The following is an 18797-nucleotide window of genomic DNA, read 5'->3' as shown; positions in this document are numbered from 1 at the left end:
AAGCCTGGTTCAGTAACTCTTGCCTCAATAACTGCTATGGTAAGAAACAATGAAACTAAAAGATGGTTTGAAGAGGGTAAGATAGAACTCAAATTGGCAGCATAAAATCTAACCGCACAGGTCGAAAAAATTTAAAAAAGAGGAGATGATAAAAAGATGAAACATAATAAAATACCCTGTGATAAGGAAGCAGATTGGTTAGATTCACATTCAGAAGAAAGGCTTAAATATAGGGGGGAATATATTGCTGTTGCAGGAGAGGAAATAGTGGCTCATGGGATTGATTTTATAGGGGTAATTGAGAAAGCAAAAAAAGTTTCAGATGACCCACTTATTGCTAAAATCCCAAAGGAGGAGTTGATGATAGTATGATTGAATTCCCTTATTGTGAAGAACAATTAAAGGATTTTGGAGTAATTCGGAAACCATATGTAGTTCTCCGAGTTACCAGTGGTGAAAAGAGTTTTAGATGCGAAATGCTCCTTGATTCTGGCGCAGATATTACTTTGATACCAAAAAGAGCAGGAGATTACTTGGGATTTGAAATAGAAAAAGAAGAAATTAAAGAACTCAAAGGCATTGGGGAAGGAGCAATTCCCTATATCATCAAACGGGTCAAGATTAAAATAGGAAATGATGAGGTTGAAACTCGAATTGGTTGGGTTTTAATAGAAGAGGTGCCATTTTTACTTGGTAGGTTAGACATATTCGATCAGTTTGATATTAAATTTGACCATTCGAATAGAAAAGTAATATTTGAGAAATAAAAAATGAGAAAATTGCCCACAACGGCAGATAACTCAGCATAAACGAAATGCTAAAGCACTTCGCTCATCCGCATCCCGTTATCTGAAATCCAACTTAAGGGTTAGAAATGAAAAAATTAAGAGAGAAATATGGAATGAAGACGACTAAATGGCGTTCCTACAGTGACCTTGCTTGGACTGAATCAATCATTGCTCCACATGAGGAGTATGCAGAAGAAACAGAGCTATTTAGCAAGGTAATTAAGGAGCATTCAAAAATCGAAGCAAGAACATTGCTTCATCTTGGTTGTGGGGCGGGTGGCAATGATTACACCTTTAAAAGACACTTTAAGGTAACAGGGGTGGATATTAGTGAAGATATGCTTAAAATTGCAAAAGAACGCAACCCAGAAGTAACTTATCTTTATGGCGATATGCGAGCAATGCGATTAAAGGAATGTTTTGATGCCATTGCTATTCCTGATTCTATAGGCCACATGACAACGGTAGAAGACCTCAGAGGTGCAATTATTACTGCATACAACCACTTGAAACCAGGCGGAGTGCTCTTGATCGTAGCTAATATTAAAGAAGAATTCAAAGAGAATAATTTTGTCTATACTGGTTCCAAAGGAGATACTGAAATCACAATTTTTGAAAACAATTATGTTCCTGATCCTGCTGGGACAACTTATGAAGCAACATTAGTCTTTTTGATCCGGCGTAAAGGCAAATTGGAAATTCACTCCGACATCGGTACAATAGGCCGTTTCAATCTATCGACTTGGCTTGATCTTTTAAAAGAGGTAGGAGTTGAAGTAAAACAGATGAAGTTAGAACACTCCTATGACCGTTTCATCTTTGGAAAGGGGAAATACATTCTTACAATGTTTGTTTGTAACAAACCATTATGATACTATTGTTGGATTTCAGATAACACGGTGTTTGTGGCTCGCTGCGCTCACCCAAATGCTCGCTAACGCTCGCACTTCACAAACACCGCGAACGATAACCAAAATGACGCTTCGCTCGAACCCCTTTGGGGTTCGCATTTTGGTTATCGGGATGCAGATGAGCGAAAGGCGGAAGCTTTATGTAACTCAAGGGGAATCTTTGAAAAAGGGAAGTTGCGAAGCGTCACTTCGGCTATCAGCGGCGGCGGGGAACCCACGAAGTGGGTCGCGCTTGCGGGTCGGGGCTGAAGCCAAAATTTGTAGTGAGCCTGTCGAACCTATGCCCCTAAAGGGGCACTTCGCTCATCCGCATCCCGTTATATGCAATGCCGTGCCCTTAATTTAAGAAATGTTAGGTGTCATCAGCTTATTTTTAAAGATAAATTGGAAAAAAAGAGAATGAATAACCTGGTTTTTTTTATTTATGTAAGACTCCTAATTAAGATGATATTGTCATAAGTATAAACAGATTGTTAAGAGGTACAGAATCATGGCTAAATTTTCCGCTATTGAGGAACAACTTTTGAAGGATATTGCCAACAATCGTCTTCGCTCCAATCTTGCACAAATTCGAGAAGCAATGGAAGATATATGGGCTTCTGATGCACCACGCATCATTCGGGATTGTACTTACCATGATGAAACACATTGCGAGCGAGTAGTAGAAAATTTTAAAAACAAATTGTTAGAAGTTAATCAAGGTAAACCCATTTCTGCACAAGAAATGTATCTGGTTTTGGCAGGTATCTACTTGCACGATATAGGAATGCAGTGTGATGTTATCAGATTCCCTGAGATTAAGGAGAGGGCTGAAAAAATGGGCGCAGAGTTTGATGTTACCTTTACTGCTTCGACATCCAGTAGCTACAGCATAGACGAGCAGAAAGCTATTCGCAAAAACCACCACTACTTCAGTGCCGCCTGGATTGAGTATGCCTACGAGACTGGAGACTCTGTCCTTGGTCCTGCAGCTAAAACTATTCCTTCAAATCTTGTAGAGGACTTGATGGATGTCTGCAAGTACCATTCTAAACTACCAATTGACGATTGTGACGAGAAGTTCAAGTTCAATTCGAATGAACGCAAACGACTAATAGGGGCGATGTTACGCTTCTCTGATGAATTGGATATAGCAAGTAATCGGGTATCATTCGAAACAGTAAGGAATTTTAGACTTGACCCACATGATGAAATTTATTGGTGGTTACACAATCAGACCGAGATCAGCTCCTACACCCCTTATGCGATTGAAGTGGTTATTCAAATGCGCCCAGAGGACAAAGAAAAATATGGTCCATTGGTTAAATCTATATTCATTGATGGGTTTTCTAATAAGAATGCCCAGATATTAGAGACATTGGTAAATAATAAAATACAGATTAACATCAGTACTACTTCCGATGTTAAAGAGAACCGATTCCTTAGGGAGCCTTTTCCACCAGAGATTATTCAAGTTTTGGAAGAGATGCAAGAAAGGAAGGAAAGGGAAGAAAGAAAAAGAAAAATTATACCTATTTCAGAAGAAGAATATAAGGTTCCAGCTAAAGATTTATTTGGACGCGAAGAAGAGATAGAAAAATGCCTTAATTTACTCAAAGGGTATTCTTTTGCTATTGTAGGCATTAAAGGAATCGGCAAGTCAAAATTACTTTCAGCACTTTTTGAAAAAATAATAAAAGATAAATGGTTGCAGTTCAAAAGGTATTATTGGAGACGCCTTAACTATGATAAACCACCTTCATTTTCTGAGTTTGGAAGACGACTGATTAAATATCTAACCGATGAGGATATAGATTTTGGTGGTAGCACCGTAGATGAGCAGGTTCAATTAGTCATAAACACAATTGAGAAGAACTCATGTCTTGTTATTATTGACCAATTTGAGGTTCTTGTTGATAGGAAAACCCTTAAACCAAAGGATGAGGGTTTTGCTAAGTTTTTAACTTGCTCAAGGAATTTAGAGAGTGCAAGGCTGATACTTACTGCGTGGGTGATACCTAAAGATTCAGAAGAGAAGGAATTCCATCATATATTTCTTAAAGGTGTTGATGAATCTGCGGGAATAGAAATACTCAAGAGGGGAATTTCTGAAGAAGATAGACCAATTTTGGAGAAGTCGGTTGAAGATATAAGAACACTGGTAAGAGAAAAGATGCAAGGACATCCTGGTGCATTAGAGTGGATAGCTCCTTCCCTATCTTCTACAGGTATCCAAACAATTATAAATGATGACATCCTTTGGTTGGGCAAATTAGAGAAGATTACTACTAATGTCGTCTCTCGGGCTTACAAAAGGATTTCTCACGATTCAAATTTGAAGAAGGCTCTCCATTCTGTTTGTATATTTTTAAAACCATGTGACCTAAAGGCTTTTTCTTTTGTGACAGATATGCCTGAAAGAGAGAGCCTTCATGCTTTGAATGAACTAATCCAGCGATGTCTTGTGTCAAGACCTCAAGAAGAAACTTATGATGTTCACGCAATAGTAAGGGAATATGTGTTAAGTCAATTAAAAGATAAAGAAAAAATCTATCTTCATAGCAAGGCAGGAGATTTCTACCTCAACCAGGCATCCCTCTTATCGGAACATAAGAAGTCTATTGAGGATATATATCCTCTTCTTGATGCCATTGAGCACCTCATATCTGCTGAGAGAACTAAAGAAACAGTGGAATTATTTATGAAAGAAGGACTACATGATAAACTGTTTTCTTGGTGTTACTTTAGAGAGTTGATGAACATTTATAAAGGTTTTGAAGAAAAAAGAAAAGAGATTCCAGAGGATAAGTTAAGTATTCTTCTTGGTAATTTAGGGCTTGTATTCCGCGATTTGGGAGACATACAAGAGGCAAAGAGATATTATAAAGAAGCTCTATCCATTGCCCAAGTTTGCCAGGATAAGAATAGTGAATGTACACAACTTGTAAACTTAGGAGATGTATGCCATTTTCTGGGTGAAATCGATGAATCAATAGAATACCACAATCTGGCCAAAGCATTTTTCAAGGAAATTAAAAATCGGAAGATTGAAGGAAGAAATTTTGGATGCTTGGGTAATGCACTCCATTCAAAAGGAGATTTGGAAAAGGCTGAGGAGTACTATAAACAGGCTATAGATATTTGTCGCGAACCTGAAAGTAAAGATAGAAGATATGAAGGTATATGGCTTGGGGATTTAGGAAATATTTATGAGGAAAGAGACGAGCATAAAAAAGCAATTGAATGTTATGAATTAGCCCATGCAATTGCTATTGAGACCAAAGACAGAAGACATGAAAGCTGGTGGCTTGGTGTTTTGGGTAACCAGTACTATAAATCAGGATATTCATCAAAGGCAATAGATTTTCTTAAAGATGCCTTATCTATCTCAAAGAGCATTCTCTTTAGAAAAGGAATACATTATCAATTATCTTCCCTTGGCAACATATATTGGGCTTCTGCAGAATTCCTGGAAGCTATTGAATATTATAAAGAGGCGGTGAAGATTAGTAAAGAAATGAGAAGTCTAGAAAATGAGATTTCAGATCTCTGGAATATAGGCATAGTGTACTTTGATCTCTTAGAGTTTTATCAGGCTATTGAATACTTTGAGTATGGCCTTGATATTGCCAAAAAGATGAGGAACAGACAGCATGAAAGCAATATTTTGTCTAAGATTGGAGAAAGCTATTCTAAATTAGAGCAATTTGACAAGGCTATTGGTTATCTTTCTAAGGCACTAAAAATCGCTCAAGAAGATGAAGATCTACAGAATGAAGGTAATTATATTTCTATGCTTGGTGATGTATATATCAAGTCAGGTCAATCTGACAAGGCAATGGAATGTTTTATTCAGGCAGAAAATATTGCTAAAGAGATTGGAGATGAACAATATGAAGATTCGGTTCAAGATTTCTTTAAAGAAAAAATAAAACAGTGGGATAAGAAAAATAAGAAAATAGGCTCTTTATCAGATGAACTAAGCAATGCCAAAGAGAATAAAGACTTAACAAATCAAATGAAGGCTCTCTGCAATCTTGGGAATATTTATGCTTTATTAAGTCAATTTAAGCAGGCTGAGGAGTATTATCGTGATGGCTTAGAAATTGCCAAAAAAATTGGAGATAAACAACAAGAAGGTAGTTTCGTTTCTAATCTTGGAAATCTCTCCTTTTTCTCAAACCAATTTAGCAAGGCGATAGACTATTATCACCAGGCGATAGCTGTGGCAAAAGGAAGTGGAGATTTTATATCTGAAGGGGTTTACAGTAACCAGCTATGTAAAATCTACTTGGCAGAAGCAAACCAACTCTTTAAAAATGACCAGATTGAAACTGCATTGGAAGAGTGTGATAAAGCTATAGAAATAGGTTCAAATCTTGCCAAAACATATGAAATGGTAGGAGATATATATTTGAAGTTAGGTAAGTCAAAAGATAATAACAAATTCTTTGACAATGGAATTGAAAACTATACCAGAGCTATACAGATTAAACCTACCAGCTCATTATTTCATGGAAGGGGTAACTGCTATGTATATAAGAAAGATTTAGAGAAGGCAATTTCAGACTATGGTGAGGCAATTAGGTTGAATCCCCAAAATATAGCTGCAATAATGTCTAAAATGGAGATTGAAATTTGGCTATGTAGGTATTCTGAAGCCAGAAAAACATATAAAGACATTCGCATAAATAGACTGTCCCATCAATATAGGGTAATTGCAGCACATTTTATATGTTTAGCTCTCTCCTTAGAGGGTATACCATACGAAGATTACATGGCTTCATTAAAAGATATTACAATTAAGCTCTTTAAGGATATTTATGATCCAAATGATATTGAACCATATATTTCTGAGCCCAAGCTAAAAGAGTTAGGAATTTCACAGGATCGGATTGATAATGCCTTAATAATTCATAATCTCTTTAAAAAACACTACCTAAGTGAAGAAGATGTTATTAAGTACAAGCAAGCATTAAAAGAAGCTAATGATTTGTTTAAAAAAGATAATTTGGAAAAGGCAGCAGAAAAATATACTGAAGTCTTAGAAATAAACCCAAGCTTTGCTGGTGCCTATAATCGACGAGGAATATGTTATAGAATTTTGGCTGTCTGTTCCCCTGAATACGCTGAAAACTATTTAAATATGGCAATTCAGGACTTCACTAAGGCGATTAAGATTGAACCAGGTAATGATAATAATTATATGCAAAGGGCTGGTTGCTATTCTCAAAAAGGAGATTTGGTAAATTCTATCCCTGATTATCAGATGGCTACTGGACTTAACCCTTTAAATAAAATGGCATTTTTAGGAGAAATGGAAGTGAAAATTTGTCTTAGAAGGTACAATGAGGTTATCGCTACTTATAAAAGATTGACTCGAGGTACTCTCTTAGATAAAGAAAAAGTGATTGCTGCTTCGCTTGTTTGTATTGCATTAGCTTTGGAGGGAAAGGATTACAAGAATTACATTGATCCTCTGAATGACATGGAGGTTAAACTAACTGACATAAGTGGCAAGCATGAGTGGTTAACCGTAGAGATTGATTGGCATCTTACAGAACTTGAAAAAGAAAATTACATGCCTGACCGAGTCGCTATTGCTAAAGAAATTCAAGCTTTATTTAAAAATCATTTTGTATGATAAAAAGGTAGAGGATTATGCGACTACTTGCAAAGTTAAAGGATAAGATGAAGTCTGAGCATATAGAAGAATTAAAAAAGATAGGAGTATCCTTACTCTTCCAAACGAAGCTTGTTGATATAATTGGTCTTGAAACAAAATACCCAGAAGCATTAAAACAGATTGGTTTTATCGAAGAGTTCAGAGAGAGTGAGAAAGGGACCATCTTATTCAATCAAACATTGTTTAAGATAGGGATTCAACATCTTCATGAGATGGGTCTATTTGGTGCAGGTATCTATATCTCTATCTTGGATAGTGGAGTATTCCTTCAAGATTCGGGATTAAAATATTCGGTTATCCTGGATAAAGACTTTACAGAAGAAGGGTTGCAAGATGAGATTACTCATGGCACTATTATCTCTAAGCTAATTCAGTCAATTGCTCCTGACTCCTCAATGTTGATTGGAAAGGTAGTAAACCGTTTTGGAGAGGTTGACGAGATAGCATTATTTCAAGCCTTAGAATGGTCTTATCAAAATAAAGCTCATATAGTCAACCTATCTTTGGGTTTTTCCAGAAGATGTCAGGGAGACTGCTGGCTTTGTCAGTATGTAGATGTATTGGTTGATAATGGTCTATATGTAGTATCTGCGGCTGGGAATTGGGGACCAGAAGAAGGAACTATATCCTGTCCAGGTAATGCCAATAAGGCGATAACCATTGGAGCGAGTGAGGATGAAAAGATAGCTAATTACAGCAGTAGAGGGTTTGTATTTCAAGAAAAGCCGGATTTGCTAGCCCCGGGTTCTCTTTCTATTGGCAAATTTAAGGTTATGGGAACTTCTATCTCCACACCAATAATAACAGGCACATTAGCTTCTCTTTTTAGTAAGTATCAAGATAAAGAATGGGTAATAAATTCTATAAAACAGAGTTGCAAGGACTTGGGATATAGAAGAAATGAACAGGGATATGGGTTGCTTAATATCCATAAGTTACTGGAGGTGTTAGAAGAATGATTAGAATCTTAGCCAAAATTAAGGATACTCAGGCAGTTGAGAGGATTAAAGAATACGGCAATATTTTATTTGTCTCCAGTCTTACAGATATTGTAGGAGTTGAGACTACAAAGAAAGGGTTAGAAAATATCAAACATTTAGATGGAGTAGCTCAAGTTAGACCAAGTGAGAAAGGGGTTTTATTGAGAAAGGCATAAGAGTTTACTTTAAGTATGATTATAAAAGAGCCCGGCACAGCGTATAACACGATGTAAAAGACTTCGTTTCACTTCGTCCAAATTTTGCTTCGCAAAACTTCTTTTACATCAGGAACGTTATACAACATGCCGTGCCTAGAAGTAAATAGAAGGAATTGAAAATATGCATAGACGACTCTTTTCTGAAAAGGTAGATTTAATCTTAAAATCAAGAGAAGCAGCTCTCTCTGCTGTTCAAATATATAATAACCCTCTTACTACCTTTAAAACGGAATCATTCATAGTACTTTTTATTATTGCTTGGACATATCTTCTTCATGCATACTATAGGTCAAAAAAAATTGATTACCGTTATTACACTATTCCCAAGGAGCGGAAGAAATTCTTACGAAACCCAGATGGAAGCATTAAACATTGGGACATCAAGGAATGTATTTCAAAATCTGAATGCCCTCTTGATAAAAATACTTCAAACAATCTTAAATTTCTTATAGGATTACGAAATCAAATTGAGCATAAAAAAGCTACTGGATTAGATTCTTACCTTTCGGCCCGTTACCAAGCATGTGCTTTGAATTATAATTACTATTTGAAAGAACTATTTGGTACAAAATACTCACTTGATAATAATTTAGCTTTAAGTTTGCAGTTTGCAGAACTTGATTATACACAAGCAAATATAATTAAAGATAAGGAAGGGTTAATACCAAAAGAAATTCACTCATATATTGCGGATTTTGACAACTCTCTTACTGATGATGAAATAAAGAGCGATAGATTTGCTTATCGGCTTTTATTTTCAAAGGTTGTTGCTAAAAGGCAAGGGCAAGCGGATAGAGTGATTGAATTTATTGACCCTGAATCGCCATTAGCCAAGAATATATCAAAGGAATATTGGATAAAAGAAGATAGAGAAAAACCTAAATTTTTACGAAAAGATGTTCTGAAAAAAGTTCAAGCTGAAGGTCATAATGAATTTGGACCGTCTCAACACACCCAATTCTGGAAAGACCATAATGGCAAAAATCCTGCCAAAGGATTTGGTGTCGAAGTTTGTGGGACATGGTATTGGTATCAAAAATGGATAGATTTCATTCTTAAGGAGTTGCAAGGAAATTAAAATGAGATTTTCTAAGAGTTTCTTAGAATGAGCACGGCACAGTTGTATAACAGAGCATAAAAGGTTCGTGCCTTATGGCACTCACCCAAATTTTTGCTTCGCAAAAACTTCTTTTATGCTGGGAACGTTATCTGAAATGCGTAGTTTTGAAATATAAGTATGAAGGTAAGATAATATGAAGCAGCGGGTTTATATCGATACATCTGTCATTGGTGGATGTGAAGATGAAGAATTTTCCCAATGGTCTATTCAATTGTTTAAGGAGTTTCGACAAGGTTTACGAATTGCTGTTGTTTCCGATTTAACTCATAAAGAGATTGAAAAAGCTCCAGAAAGTGTAAGGAAAATTTTATTCTCTCTTCCGGATGCAAATGTAGAGAATGTTTTCCTTACAGAGGAAGCTGATATCTTGGCACAAAATTACATTGATGAGGGAGTGGTAAGTGCAAAGCATATAGTAGACGCTCAACATATTGCAATAGCTTCAGTGGAACGGGTGGATGTGCTTGTTAGCTGGAACTTCCAGCAAATTGTAAATCTTAACCGTATCCATGCTTTTAATTCGGTCAATTTAAAATTAGGTTATCCTATCCTCGAGATTAGGAGTCCAAGGGAGGTTATCCATGAAAAAGAAATTTGATGCTGTGAAATTTCAGCGGAAGATTCGTGAAGAGTTAAGCAAAAAGTATTCTACTAACCGCGATGCATTTCTCCATGAACTCAAAGAAAAATACGGCTATTTACGAAAACAAAAGATTGGTACGCACATCACATAACACGGTGTAAAAGACTACGCTTCGCTTCGTCCAAATTCGGCTTCGCTGAAACTTCTTTTACACCGAAAACGATAACCAAAATGTCGCTTCGCTCCATTTTGGTTATCGGGATGCGGATGAGCGAAAGGCGAAAGCTTTATGTAACTCAAAGGGGATTTTTTGAAAAAGGGAAGTTGCTCTGCGTCACTTCGGCTATCAGCGGCGGCGGGGTACCCACCAAAGGTGGGTCGCACGAAGTGGGTCGGGGCTGAAGCCAAAACTTGTAGTGAGCCTGTCGAACCTATGCCCCTTTGGGGCACTTCGCTCATCCGTATCCCGTTATACGCAATTGGTCGTCTGAAAAGGAGATAAAATATGAAACGATTATCTGACAAGGAGATAAAGAAGATTTACAAAATGATATGCGAGTATCATGATAAACATTTAAAGCAATATGAAGTGAAACTACCTAAGTTGACGATACACATGGGAATTATACAAAGGATACTCTTGTATTAGTTTATCTGGCACAGGGTTATCCTAAGGCGAAAAAGATTTCAAAAGGAGAACTTACACAATTCGTTCGCCAATATTATCCTGATACGGCTGATGTTGAGCAAGCAAGGCATCTTGGGGCTCAAAAAGACTGGTTCATTGTATCGGGCACTCGTGGTAATAGACATGTGACTCTTGAATCTGGAGAGTATAAACTTATAACACTGGAAAAACCTTATCCTGCTTTCAAAGGGCACAAAATAGAAGAAACTGGTGATTGGGAAAATCTTAAGAAACAGTATGGATATAGATGTGTCACCTGTGGTTCAGAAGAAAGTAAGCCACATATCCATTGGCCAAACACTATTACCAGCTTACAAATAGCACATAAAGATCCAAATCAACCTCTGGTTGCAGGAAACATTATCCCACAGTGTGAAAAGTGTAATCAGGCAGATAGAAATAATTGGGTTTATGATGAAAGAGGTAGGGTAATAAAACTGGCAAATTCCAACGTAATAAAAAGGTCAGATAAAGAAGTCAGGTGGCAAGTATACAAGATTTTATATGAAGAATGTAATGGGAGGAACCCAAATGAATAGAGCATTGATAAATAAAATTATATTAGGAGATGCTTTACAAGTCTTACCTCAAATTGAGGATAATTCAATAGACCTTGTCCTAACAGACCCTCCATACTTTTTAGACAAAATGGATAATAACTGGAATCATAAAACAGTTTCTACAATAACAGATTATTGTCATGTGGTAAAATCTCTCCCACCTGGAATGAAATTTGATAAAGATCAGGGAAAGAATTTTTATGATTGGTATCTGAAAATATCAAAAGAGCTATACCGGGCATTAAAACCCGGTGGGTTCTTCTTTTCATTTTCAAGTCCTCGGCTCTATCATCGGATGGTTTCAGCAGCTGATGATGCTGGCTTTTTAATAAGAGATTGTTTTATTTGGCTTTATACACAGAATCAGCCTAAGGCGATGTCACTTAATCATTTCATAGATAGATTAGATTGGGATAAAAAATCTAAAAAAGAAGTAAAGGATAAATTAACTGGTTGGAAAACACCGCAAATAAAATCATGTTTTGAGCCGATTATGATGGCTCAGAAACCATGTGAAAAAACATTCTTAGAAAATATGTTAAAGTATAATGTAGGACTTCTAAATACAAATGTTAAAATTGGAGAAGATATGTTTCCTTCTAATGTGGTAACCACCCATGAAATTACCGAAGTTTTGGATAAATGTTTCCTTTTGCCCAAACCAAGTAAAGAAGAAAAGGGAGACTTTAATATCCATAAAACTGTTAAACCCTTAGCAATATGCGAATATATAATCAAGCTAACCACTTTTTCAGATTCCGCAATTGTTTTAGATCCTTTTGTGGGAAGTGGAACAACCGCCATTGCTGCAAAAAAATTAGGAAGAAAATTCATAGGAATTGACACTAACCCCGAATATGTAGAAATTGCCTTGAGAAGGTTGGAAAATGTTGAAGAAGATAAAACCAAAATCTATGAGACAAAGAAAGTAGAACAGCAACTTAGACTTTTTGAACCCAAAGGCAAGTATTCACCAAATAAAAAGAGAGGTGGTAGAAAAAGTGACAGAAAGCGACCAACAGCATATAACACAGCATAAAAAGTTCGTCCGCCAGAGGCGGACTTACCCAAATCCAGCACTTTTTATGGTTAAAGAGCGGAGAGCAGTTAGATGATCATAAAGTGGTTTTATTGAAATATTGGAAAAGGGGAAATGGAAAGTGCTGGACTTCTTTTATGCTGGGAACGTTAGCCGACATGCTGATAATTTGTCAGGAAAGGAGGGATGATTGATGAATGTAATCGTGAGAAGAGGTATTTTTGCCTTTGTTCTTGTTTTGGCTTCCTCGTTTTCCGCTTTTGCAGAGCTACGCTTGATCACAGTTACTGGAGATGCTGAAGTAAGAGTTACACCTGATGAGGTTATCCTTACCCTTGGAGTGGAGACATGCGACAAAGATATTGGTGTAGCAAAAAGTCAAAATGATAAACGTGTTAAGAAACTGCTGGCAGTTGCCAAAAAGTATAAAATTGAATCCAAACATGTCCAAACCGACCACATCAGTATTGAGCCGAGATATAGTGATGATTATGAGAAGCGTAACTTTATAGGTTATTTTGTTCGAAAAACGATTGTATTCACACTAAAGGATATCGCCAAGTTCGAAGACCTCCTAAGCGATGTACTTGAAGCCGGCGCCAATTATGTTCACGGGGTTCAATTCCGCACCACAAAGCTCCGTAAGTACAGAGATCAAGCACGTGCTCTTGCAATCAAGGCAGCTGAACAAAAAGCTAATGATTTAGCCAAGGAACTAGGGCAGAAGATTGGCAAGCCTCATATGATCCAGGAAGATCAAGTTGGATGGTGGTGCTGGTATAATGCTTGGTGGGGTTCTCGCTGGTGGAGAGGTGGAATGGCTCAAAATGTAATTCAAAATGTTGGCGGTGCACCTTCAGTAGCCGAAAGCAGCATTGCTCTTGGGCAGATTAACGTCAATGCAAAAGTCACGGTAAGTTTCGAACTTGAATAGTCGCATAATCAGCACGTCGGCTAACACAGAGTTTGTGGCTCGTCCGCCCTCGGCGGCTTCGCCCAAATGCCCTTCGGGCTTCACAAACAGCGAAAACGATAACCAAAATGTCGCTTCGCTCCATTTTGGTTATCGGGATGCGAATGAGCGAAAGGCGAAAGCTTTATGTAACTCAAAGGGGATTTTTTGAAAAAGGGAAGTTGCGAAGCGTCACTTTGGCTATCAGCGGCGGCGGGGTACCCACCAAAGGTGGGTCGCACGAAGTGGATCGGGGCTGAAGCCAAAACTTGTAGTGAGCCTGTCGAACCTATGCCCCTTTGGGGCACTTCGCTCATCCGCATCCCGTTGGGCGAAATTGTCAAAGAATGTTAGCAAGGAGGAAAACATGATTGAAATACCATCAACAAAAGACAATTTATCTAACCTTTTTCGTTATTTGGTTAATTTATACGACAATAAGCAATTTCCTGATTTTGAGGCAGTTTATCAGTTTGTTCTGGAAGAAGATGGGGAAACTTATTACTTTTATCTTTCGGTATCAGGAGGAAAGGCAGGGTATGGTGAAGGAAAACATAGCAATCCTACCATTACAATCTATTCACCAGTTTCGGTTTGGCTTGATATTGTCAGTGGTGAAATCAGTGGAACTTGGGGATGGTTGACGAGAAAATATCGTATTAAAGGTTCACTTTATTATCTCAAGATGTTCAATAAGGTATTTGGGAAAAAATTTACTGATGAAGAAATAGCAGGAATAGAAGATAAGGTTCAAGATTTTGAAATCCTAAAGAAAAGAGTATGGAAAAAACCTGATAAGATTCTAATTATAAATGGGAGTCCACGGAGAAAAAACGGCTTTACCTACTTCTATCTACAATATTTGATGAAAGGCATTGAGCAGACAGGTACAGAAGTTGAAGTCATTGATATTTATAACAAGGAGTTCAACATTGAGCCTTGCCGAGGGTGTTTTACCTGCTGGACTAAAACAAATGGAAAATGTGTAATTGAAGATGCTGCAAATGAGTTAATAGAAAAGGTTAACAATAGTTGTGTGACTATTTATGCCTTCCCATTATACATTAGTTCAATTCCTGCCAAATTGAAGGCATTTCTTGATAGGGAGTTTATTACTGTTAAACCTGTTTTTGTGCCTTATCGTAATCTGACACGGCACCCATTGCAGAACACGAAGGAACGATATATTGTTCTTTTTTCTGTCAATGGGTTTCCTGAAATTGAGTATTTCGGACCAGTGGTCGAAACTTTTCATGGGATAGCAAGGGATTTTCATACACCACTTATCGCCACTATATTACGACCCGGTGCACAATTTATTACTGATGCACCACCTTATAGGGTTTATTTAAAGCAAATATTGGCATCCTTAGAGCAGGCAGGAAAGGAATTAGTTGAACAAGGGAAAGTTTCTAGAAAAGTTCTGAAATCTATATCAAGTAACTATGGTATTTCTAAAAAATTATGGCGGAACTACGCCAATTTATATTGGTTTTTGAAAGGAAAAAGTAAAGAAGATGGATAAAAAGTTATTATCAATTACCGCTTTAGCAACTATATTTTGCACTTTATTCTTGCCCGAGATATCTATTGCGGAAGATTTAATCATTGGGACGGCTGCCCCTTTCTTCAAAGTTGAATCAGGAGACGACAAAATACTTACTCTTGATATGATAAAAGGAAAGATAATAGTCATATTCTATGAGGCAAAAGATGTTGTAAAAAAGAATCGGAAATTGAAAGATGAGTTAAATAAATTTTATTTTGAACAATTGGATTTAGTAAAAAAACTCATTATTAGGTTGCCTGTTATAAATTGTCAAGGAGCATTCTGGCCATTTACTGGAATATGGAAAAGTAAACTTCGGCAAAATTCAAAGAAAGAAGGGATGACAATATACGGAGATTGGGATGGCAAGATGAATTCTTGTTACAAAATGAAAGATAATGAAAGCAATGTGATAATAATAGACCAAAAAGGAATAATAAGGTATATCGCCTCTGGGAAAGTTGAGGATACAGAAATTAGTAAAATTAAAGAGCTGTTGAAGAGGGTCGGAAATGAAAAATAGACAACTTCGCACAACAGCGGATAAAAGGGAAATCAAAGATTTCCCCAAAATGTTTTTGGCAACTTCTTTTATCCGCATCCCGTTGGGCGAAACGGTGGCTTTAAGTAAATCAAATCCATTATAGGTAGCAAGATGAAAACAAAACACAAAATAATCATAGGTGATTCAAGATGGATGAAAGAGATCCAGGATGAATCAGTACATCTTATCATTACATCTCCACCCTATTGGCAACTGAAGGATTATGGAAATGGAAAACAGATAGGTTTCAATGATAGTTATGAAGAATATATAAACAACCTTAATTTGGTGTGGAATGAGTGCCACAGGATTTTGCATAAAGGTTGCCGTTTGTGTATTAACATTGGTGACCAATTCGCTCGTTCTGTTTATTATGGAAGATATAAAATTATTCCGATAAGGACTGAAATCATCAAGTTCTGTGAAAGCGGGGGGTTCGATTATATGGGAGCAATTATCTGGCAAAAAGTCACTACTTGCCATACCACTGGTGGAGCAACAGTAATGGGGTCTTTCCCATATCCCAGAAATGGGATTCTTAAATTGGATTACGAATTTATTTTAATTTTCAAAAAATATGGAAATCCACCAAAGGTAAGCTATGAAATTAAAGAGCAATCAAAACTAACGCAAGAAGAATGGAATCAATATTTCACAGGACACTGGAATTTTCCAGGTGAAAAACAAGATAAACATCTGGCGATGTTCCCTGAGGAGTTACCAAGACGACTCATCAAAATGTTCAGTTTTGTTGATGATACTGTTCTTGACCCTTTTCTTGGTAGTGGCACGACATCTTTAGCAGCAAAAAATCTGAATAGAAACTCTATCGGCTACGAAATAAATGAGGAGTTCCTACCGATTATAAAAGATAAACTTGGGTTAAAGCAGAGTACTATTTTTCAAAATGCAACTTTTGAGATAGTTAAGCAAGAAGACCCAAAAATAGACTTTAAAGAGGAAATTAAAAAATTGCCATATAAATTCAGCGACCCTATAAGATTTGATAAGAAGGTTGACCCGAGAGAATTAAGGTTTGGTTCGAAAATAGATAATTCACATTACGAAAGCGAAACACATTACACGGTAAAAGAAATAATCTCCCCAGAGATATTGATTTTAAATAACGGACTAAAAATCAAACTATTAGGTGTAAAGGAGAGACCAGAAAAAAATGGAGAGGCTGTTCAATTCTTAAGAGACAAGACTTGTGGGCAAAAGGTGTTTCTAAAGTTTGATAATGTGAAATACGATGAGAAAAACAACTTGCTTTGTTATCTTTATTTGTGGAATAAGACATTTTTAAATGCTCATTTGATTAAGAATAGTTTGGTTGATGTGGATACTACTTTTGACTATAAATACAAGGCGAAATTTTTAAACTTTCAAAATGGAGATCAAAAGGGTGTAACATGAAAGTAAAAATCACTATCGAAGAAATCAGAAAATATCTGGACATAGAGACGCCAGAGTTTCCTAAGTATGTAGCACCACTCATCAATTTGGCAAATCAATATGCGCAAGGAACACGCCCAAGAGTTGTTGGTCAAATGAGTGAGATTATTCAGGAGTTTGAAGGAAAAACGCTATCTGAGTGGGAAAAGTGGTACTTGGAGAAAAAGCCAGATGCAATCAAAAATGCCATAGAGAAGATATTACAGAAATTGAAAGAACTTAAAAATTCTCTGAATAAAATTGACCAAAAGATGGTTGAACAATGGGTAATAGATTTAGTGATCGTGAAAACTTTTGCTGGGCTCAGATTTCAGGAAGCAATACTTAAGAAGGGTGCTGAGATAAAGAAAACGAATTACCGTTTATCCGAGCCAGATGAAGAATCAAAAGGAATAGATGGTTACATCGGAGACATCTCCGTATCTATAAAGCCCCATACCTATGAGGTGAAAGCTGCATTACCAGAGCACATAGACATCAAAATCATCATCTATAAAAAGATTGACAATGGAATTGAGGTGGATTATGGAGAAATATTGTAATAATCAGCCATCGCATCGCCTAACACAGCATAAAAGGTTTGTGCCTTACGGCACTCACTTAAATTTTCGCTTCGCAAAAACTTCTTTTATGCTGAGACCGATAACCAAAATGTCGCTTCGCTCCATTTTGGTTATCGGGATACGGATGAGCGAAAGGCGGAAGCTTTATGTAACTCAAAGGGGATTTTTTGAAAAAGGGAAGTGGCTCTGCGTCACTTCGGCTATCAGCGGCGGGGCACCCACGAAGTGGGTCGGGGCTGAAGCCTTTCGCTCATCCGCATCCCGTCAGCTGAAATGCAAGAGAATATACGAAAGGATGGAAACGAAAATGAAGAATGAAAAAATTAAACTTCCAGCAGATTTTCAGGAAGACATCCGACGAGCTGTAGAGATACTAAAAAAGTCAGGCTGCACAGATATTTTCCTCTTTGGCTCTCTCGGAGAAGGAAAAATCAGAGAGGGTTCAGACATTGACATTGCTATTCGTGGGTGTCCACGAGGTAAGTTTTTCTATCTACTTGGTAAACTTCTTTTAGCACTAGATCGTTCCATTGACCTTGTCAACCTGGATAGCCAAGATGCCTTTGCACAATATCTGGAAAAAGAAGGGAGGCTTCTCCAAATTGGCTAATAACGTCATTTCTCAGATAAAATTTGAGATAGACCAAATTGACCAATTATTCGATTCCTATACTGATCTTCTGAAACATTCGCAAGAGTCCATTCCTAATTTGGTAGAGATTACGGCGATAGCCTCTGTATTGCATTCTTTCTATAATGGGGTGGAAAATATCTTTTTGTCCATCGCAAAAGGACTTGACGAAAATGTTCCTAAGGGGGATCAGTGGCATAGAGATCTCTTGATACAAATGACACAACGGACACCAAAGAGGAACCATGCTATTTCAGATGAAATGGCACAAAAATTGGCTGAGTACCTTGGTTTCAGACACTTTTATCGACACTCATATTCGTTTTTCTTGAAATGGGATGAGGTAGAAAAGTTGGTAACTCCCTTACAAAAGATATGGATGCAATTGAAGAGGGAACTTAGCTTGTTTATGAACAGTTTGAGTTCTAGTGCTCTGTCGCCATTCAAGTGATTGATTGGCCGTTGTCCCCCGCTGGCGGGGGTCTAATCCTTACCCACAAGTTGGGTAACAAGATGAGGTAAACAAGGATAAACTATAAACGGGAGATTAG

20 protein-coding genes are annotated in these 18797 nt (G+C 37.2%); all 20 read left to right on the top strand.

Translation table 11 applies throughout. The annotated features are described in order from the left end of the window. Window positions 1-156 precede the first annotated feature (156 nt). The 20 genes from AB1422_07700 to AB1422_07605 all read left to right on the top strand — a co-directional run bounded on the left by AB1422_07700 (window position 157) and on the right by AB1422_07605 (window position 18697). Window positions 157-372, top strand: coding sequence for a DUF5678 domain-containing protein (locus AB1422_07700; protein ID MEW6619205.1), 216 nt, complete (start codon window positions 157-159; stop codon window positions 370-372). Next, window positions 369-767: a hypothetical protein gene (locus tag AB1422_07695; GenBank protein ID MEW6619204.1), complete on the top strand. Its 399-nt coding sequence runs from the start codon at window positions 369-371 to the stop codon at window positions 765-767. Before AB1422_07700 ends, AB1422_07695 begins: the two co-directional genes overlap by 4 nt. A gap of 107 nt (window positions 768-874) precedes the next feature. Then, the gene (locus tag AB1422_07690; GenBank protein ID MEW6619203.1) at window positions 875-1660 is read left to right on the top strand and encodes a class I SAM-dependent methyltransferase; all 786 of its coding nucleotides are present in this window, start codon (window positions 875-877) and stop codon (window positions 1658-1660) included. A 529-nt stretch (window positions 1661-2189) separates the two neighbouring features. After that, window positions 2190-7322 (top strand): tetratricopeptide repeat protein, encoded by a 5133-nt coding sequence (locus AB1422_07685; GenBank protein ID MEW6619202.1) that lies wholly within the window; start codon window positions 2190-2192, stop codon window positions 7320-7322. A gap of 17 nt (window positions 7323-7339) precedes the next feature. Further along, a complete protein-coding gene (locus tag AB1422_07680) occupies window positions 7340-8323 on the top strand; it encodes a S8 family serine peptidase (protein MEW6619201.1) in 984 nt (327 codons plus the stop codon). Then, a complete protein-coding gene (locus AB1422_07675; protein ID MEW6619200.1) occupies window positions 8320-8520 on the top strand; it encodes a hypothetical protein in 201 nt (66 codons plus the stop codon). Before AB1422_07680 ends, AB1422_07675 begins: the two co-directional genes overlap by 4 nt. Before the next feature lie 163 nt (window positions 8521-8683). Then, window positions 8684-9640 (top strand): DUF3644 domain-containing protein, encoded by a 957-nt coding sequence (locus AB1422_07670; protein MEW6619199.1) that lies wholly within the window; start codon window positions 8684-8686, stop codon window positions 9638-9640. A 175-nt stretch (window positions 9641-9815) separates the two neighbouring features. Next, window positions 9816-10280, top strand: coding sequence for a PIN domain protein (locus AB1422_07665; protein ID MEW6619198.1), 465 nt, complete (start codon window positions 9816-9818; stop codon window positions 10278-10280). Continuing rightward, window positions 10264-10416 carry a hypothetical protein gene (locus AB1422_07660; GenBank protein MEW6619197.1) on the top strand — a complete coding sequence of 51 codons (153 nt, stop codon included), beginning with the start codon at window positions 10264-10266 and terminating at the stop codon, window positions 10414-10416. Before AB1422_07665 ends, AB1422_07660 begins: the two co-directional genes overlap by 17 nt. Before the next feature lie 354 nt (window positions 10417-10770). Continuing rightward, window positions 10771-10914 (top strand): hypothetical protein, encoded by a 144-nt coding sequence (locus AB1422_07655; GenBank protein ID MEW6619196.1) that lies wholly within the window; start codon window positions 10771-10773, stop codon window positions 10912-10914. Between the two features lie 164 nt (window positions 10915-11078). Continuing rightward, window positions 11079-11492, top strand: coding sequence for a hypothetical protein (locus AB1422_07650; GenBank protein ID MEW6619195.1), 414 nt, complete (start codon window positions 11079-11081; stop codon window positions 11490-11492). After that, the gene (locus AB1422_07645) at window positions 11458-12552 is read left to right on the top strand and encodes a site-specific DNA-methyltransferase (GenBank protein ID MEW6619194.1); all 1095 of its coding nucleotides are present in this window, start codon (window positions 11458-11460) and stop codon (window positions 12550-12552) included. The genes AB1422_07650 and AB1422_07645 overlap by 35 nt, the downstream gene beginning before the upstream one ends. Before the next feature lie 193 nt (window positions 12553-12745). Next, window positions 12746-13486: an SIMPL domain-containing protein gene (locus AB1422_07640; GenBank protein ID MEW6619193.1), complete on the top strand. Its 741-nt coding sequence runs from the start codon at window positions 12746-12748 to the stop codon at window positions 13484-13486. A gap of 385 nt (window positions 13487-13871) precedes the next feature. After that, complete coding sequence (locus AB1422_07635) at window positions 13872-15029, top strand: NAD(P)H-dependent oxidoreductase (GenBank protein ID MEW6619192.1); 1158 nt, start codon at window positions 13872-13874, stop codon at window positions 15027-15029. Next, a complete protein-coding gene (locus AB1422_07630) occupies window positions 15022-15576 on the top strand; it encodes a YtfJ family protein (GenBank protein ID MEW6619191.1) in 555 nt (184 codons plus the stop codon). Before AB1422_07635 ends, AB1422_07630 begins: the two co-directional genes overlap by 8 nt. Beyond that, window positions 15566-15700 carry a hypothetical protein gene (locus tag AB1422_07625; protein ID MEW6619190.1) on the top strand — a complete coding sequence of 45 codons (135 nt, stop codon included), beginning with the start codon at window positions 15566-15568 and terminating at the stop codon, window positions 15698-15700. The genes AB1422_07630 and AB1422_07625 overlap by 11 nt, the downstream gene beginning before the upstream one ends. 8 nt (window positions 15701-15708) lie before the next feature. After that, a complete protein-coding gene (locus AB1422_07620; protein ID MEW6619189.1) occupies window positions 15709-17013 on the top strand; it encodes a DNA methyltransferase in 1305 nt (434 codons plus the stop codon). After that, window positions 17010-17594: an MjaI family restriction endonuclease gene (locus tag AB1422_07615; protein MEW6619188.1), complete on the top strand. Its 585-nt coding sequence runs from the start codon at window positions 17010-17012 to the stop codon at window positions 17592-17594. Before AB1422_07620 ends, AB1422_07615 begins: the two co-directional genes overlap by 4 nt. Window positions 17595-17682: 88 nt before the next feature. Then, window positions 17683-18225, top strand: coding sequence for a nucleotidyltransferase domain-containing protein (locus AB1422_07610; protein ID MEW6619187.1), 543 nt, complete (start codon window positions 17683-17685; stop codon window positions 18223-18225). Further along, window positions 18218-18697 (top strand): hypothetical protein, encoded by a 480-nt coding sequence (locus tag AB1422_07605; protein ID MEW6619186.1) that lies wholly within the window; start codon window positions 18218-18220, stop codon window positions 18695-18697. The genes AB1422_07610 and AB1422_07605 overlap by 8 nt, the downstream gene beginning before the upstream one ends. Window positions 18698-18797: the final 100 nt, after the last annotated feature.

It is taken from the genome of bacterium, assembly GCA_040757115.1.
In the GTDB taxonomy this organism is placed as follows: Bacteria; UBA9089; CG2-30-40-21; order CG2-30-40-21; family SBAY01; genus JBFLXS01.
The sequence above is the reverse complement of the archived record's forward strand: the minus strand, read 5'-3'. Positions and strand labels throughout refer to the sequence as shown.

Excerpts from the sequence above, each read along its gene's own strand:
- AB1422_07700 (MEW6619205.1), top strand. The coding sequence starts at position 157 with ATGAAACATAATAAAATACCCTGTGATAAGGAAGCAGATTGGTTAGAT.
- AB1422_07695 (MEW6619204.1), top strand. The coding sequence starts at position 369 with ATGATTGAATTCCCTTATTGTGAAGAACAATTAAAGGATTTTGGAGTA.
- AB1422_07690 (MEW6619203.1), top strand. The coding sequence starts at position 875 with ATGAAAAAATTAAGAGAGAAATATGGAATGAAGACGACTAAATGGCGT.
- AB1422_07685 (MEW6619202.1), top strand. The coding sequence starts at position 2,190 with ATGGCTAAATTTTCCGCTATTGAGGAACAACTTTTGAAGGATATTGCC.
- AB1422_07680 (MEW6619201.1), top strand. The coding sequence starts at position 7,340 with ATGCGACTACTTGCAAAGTTAAAGGATAAGATGAAGTCTGAGCATATA.
- AB1422_07675 (MEW6619200.1), top strand. The coding sequence starts at position 8,320 with ATGATTAGAATCTTAGCCAAAATTAAGGATACTCAGGCAGTTGAGAGG.
- AB1422_07670 (MEW6619199.1), top strand. The coding sequence starts at position 8,684 with ATGCATAGACGACTCTTTTCTGAAAAGGTAGATTTAATCTTAAAATCA.
- AB1422_07665 (MEW6619198.1), top strand. The coding sequence starts at position 9,816 with ATGAAGCAGCGGGTTTATATCGATACATCTGTCATTGGTGGATGTGAA.
- AB1422_07660 (MEW6619197.1), top strand. The coding sequence starts at position 10,264 with ATGAAAAAGAAATTTGATGCTGTGAAATTTCAGCGGAAGATTCGTGAA.
- AB1422_07655 (MEW6619196.1), top strand. The coding sequence starts at position 10,771 with ATGAAACGATTATCTGACAAGGAGATAAAGAAGATTTACAAAATGATA.
- AB1422_07645 (MEW6619194.1), top strand. The coding sequence starts at position 11,458 with ATGAAGAATGTAATGGGAGGAACCCAAATGAATAGAGCATTGATAAAT.
- AB1422_07640 (MEW6619193.1), top strand. The coding sequence starts at position 12,746 with ATGAATGTAATCGTGAGAAGAGGTATTTTTGCCTTTGTTCTTGTTTTG.
- AB1422_07635 (MEW6619192.1), top strand. The coding sequence starts at position 13,872 with ATGATTGAAATACCATCAACAAAAGACAATTTATCTAACCTTTTTCGT.
- AB1422_07630 (MEW6619191.1), top strand. The coding sequence starts at position 15,022 with ATGGATAAAAAGTTATTATCAATTACCGCTTTAGCAACTATATTTTGC.
- AB1422_07625 (MEW6619190.1), top strand. The coding sequence starts at position 15,566 with ATGAAAAATAGACAACTTCGCACAACAGCGGATAAAAGGGAAATCAAA.
- AB1422_07620 (MEW6619189.1), top strand. The coding sequence starts at position 15,709 with ATGAAAACAAAACACAAAATAATCATAGGTGATTCAAGATGGATGAAA.
- AB1422_07615 (MEW6619188.1), top strand. The coding sequence starts at position 17,010 with ATGAAAGTAAAAATCACTATCGAAGAAATCAGAAAATATCTGGACATA.
- AB1422_07610 (MEW6619187.1), top strand. The coding sequence starts at position 17,683 with ATGCTGAGACCGATAACCAAAATGTCGCTTCGCTCCATTTTGGTTATC.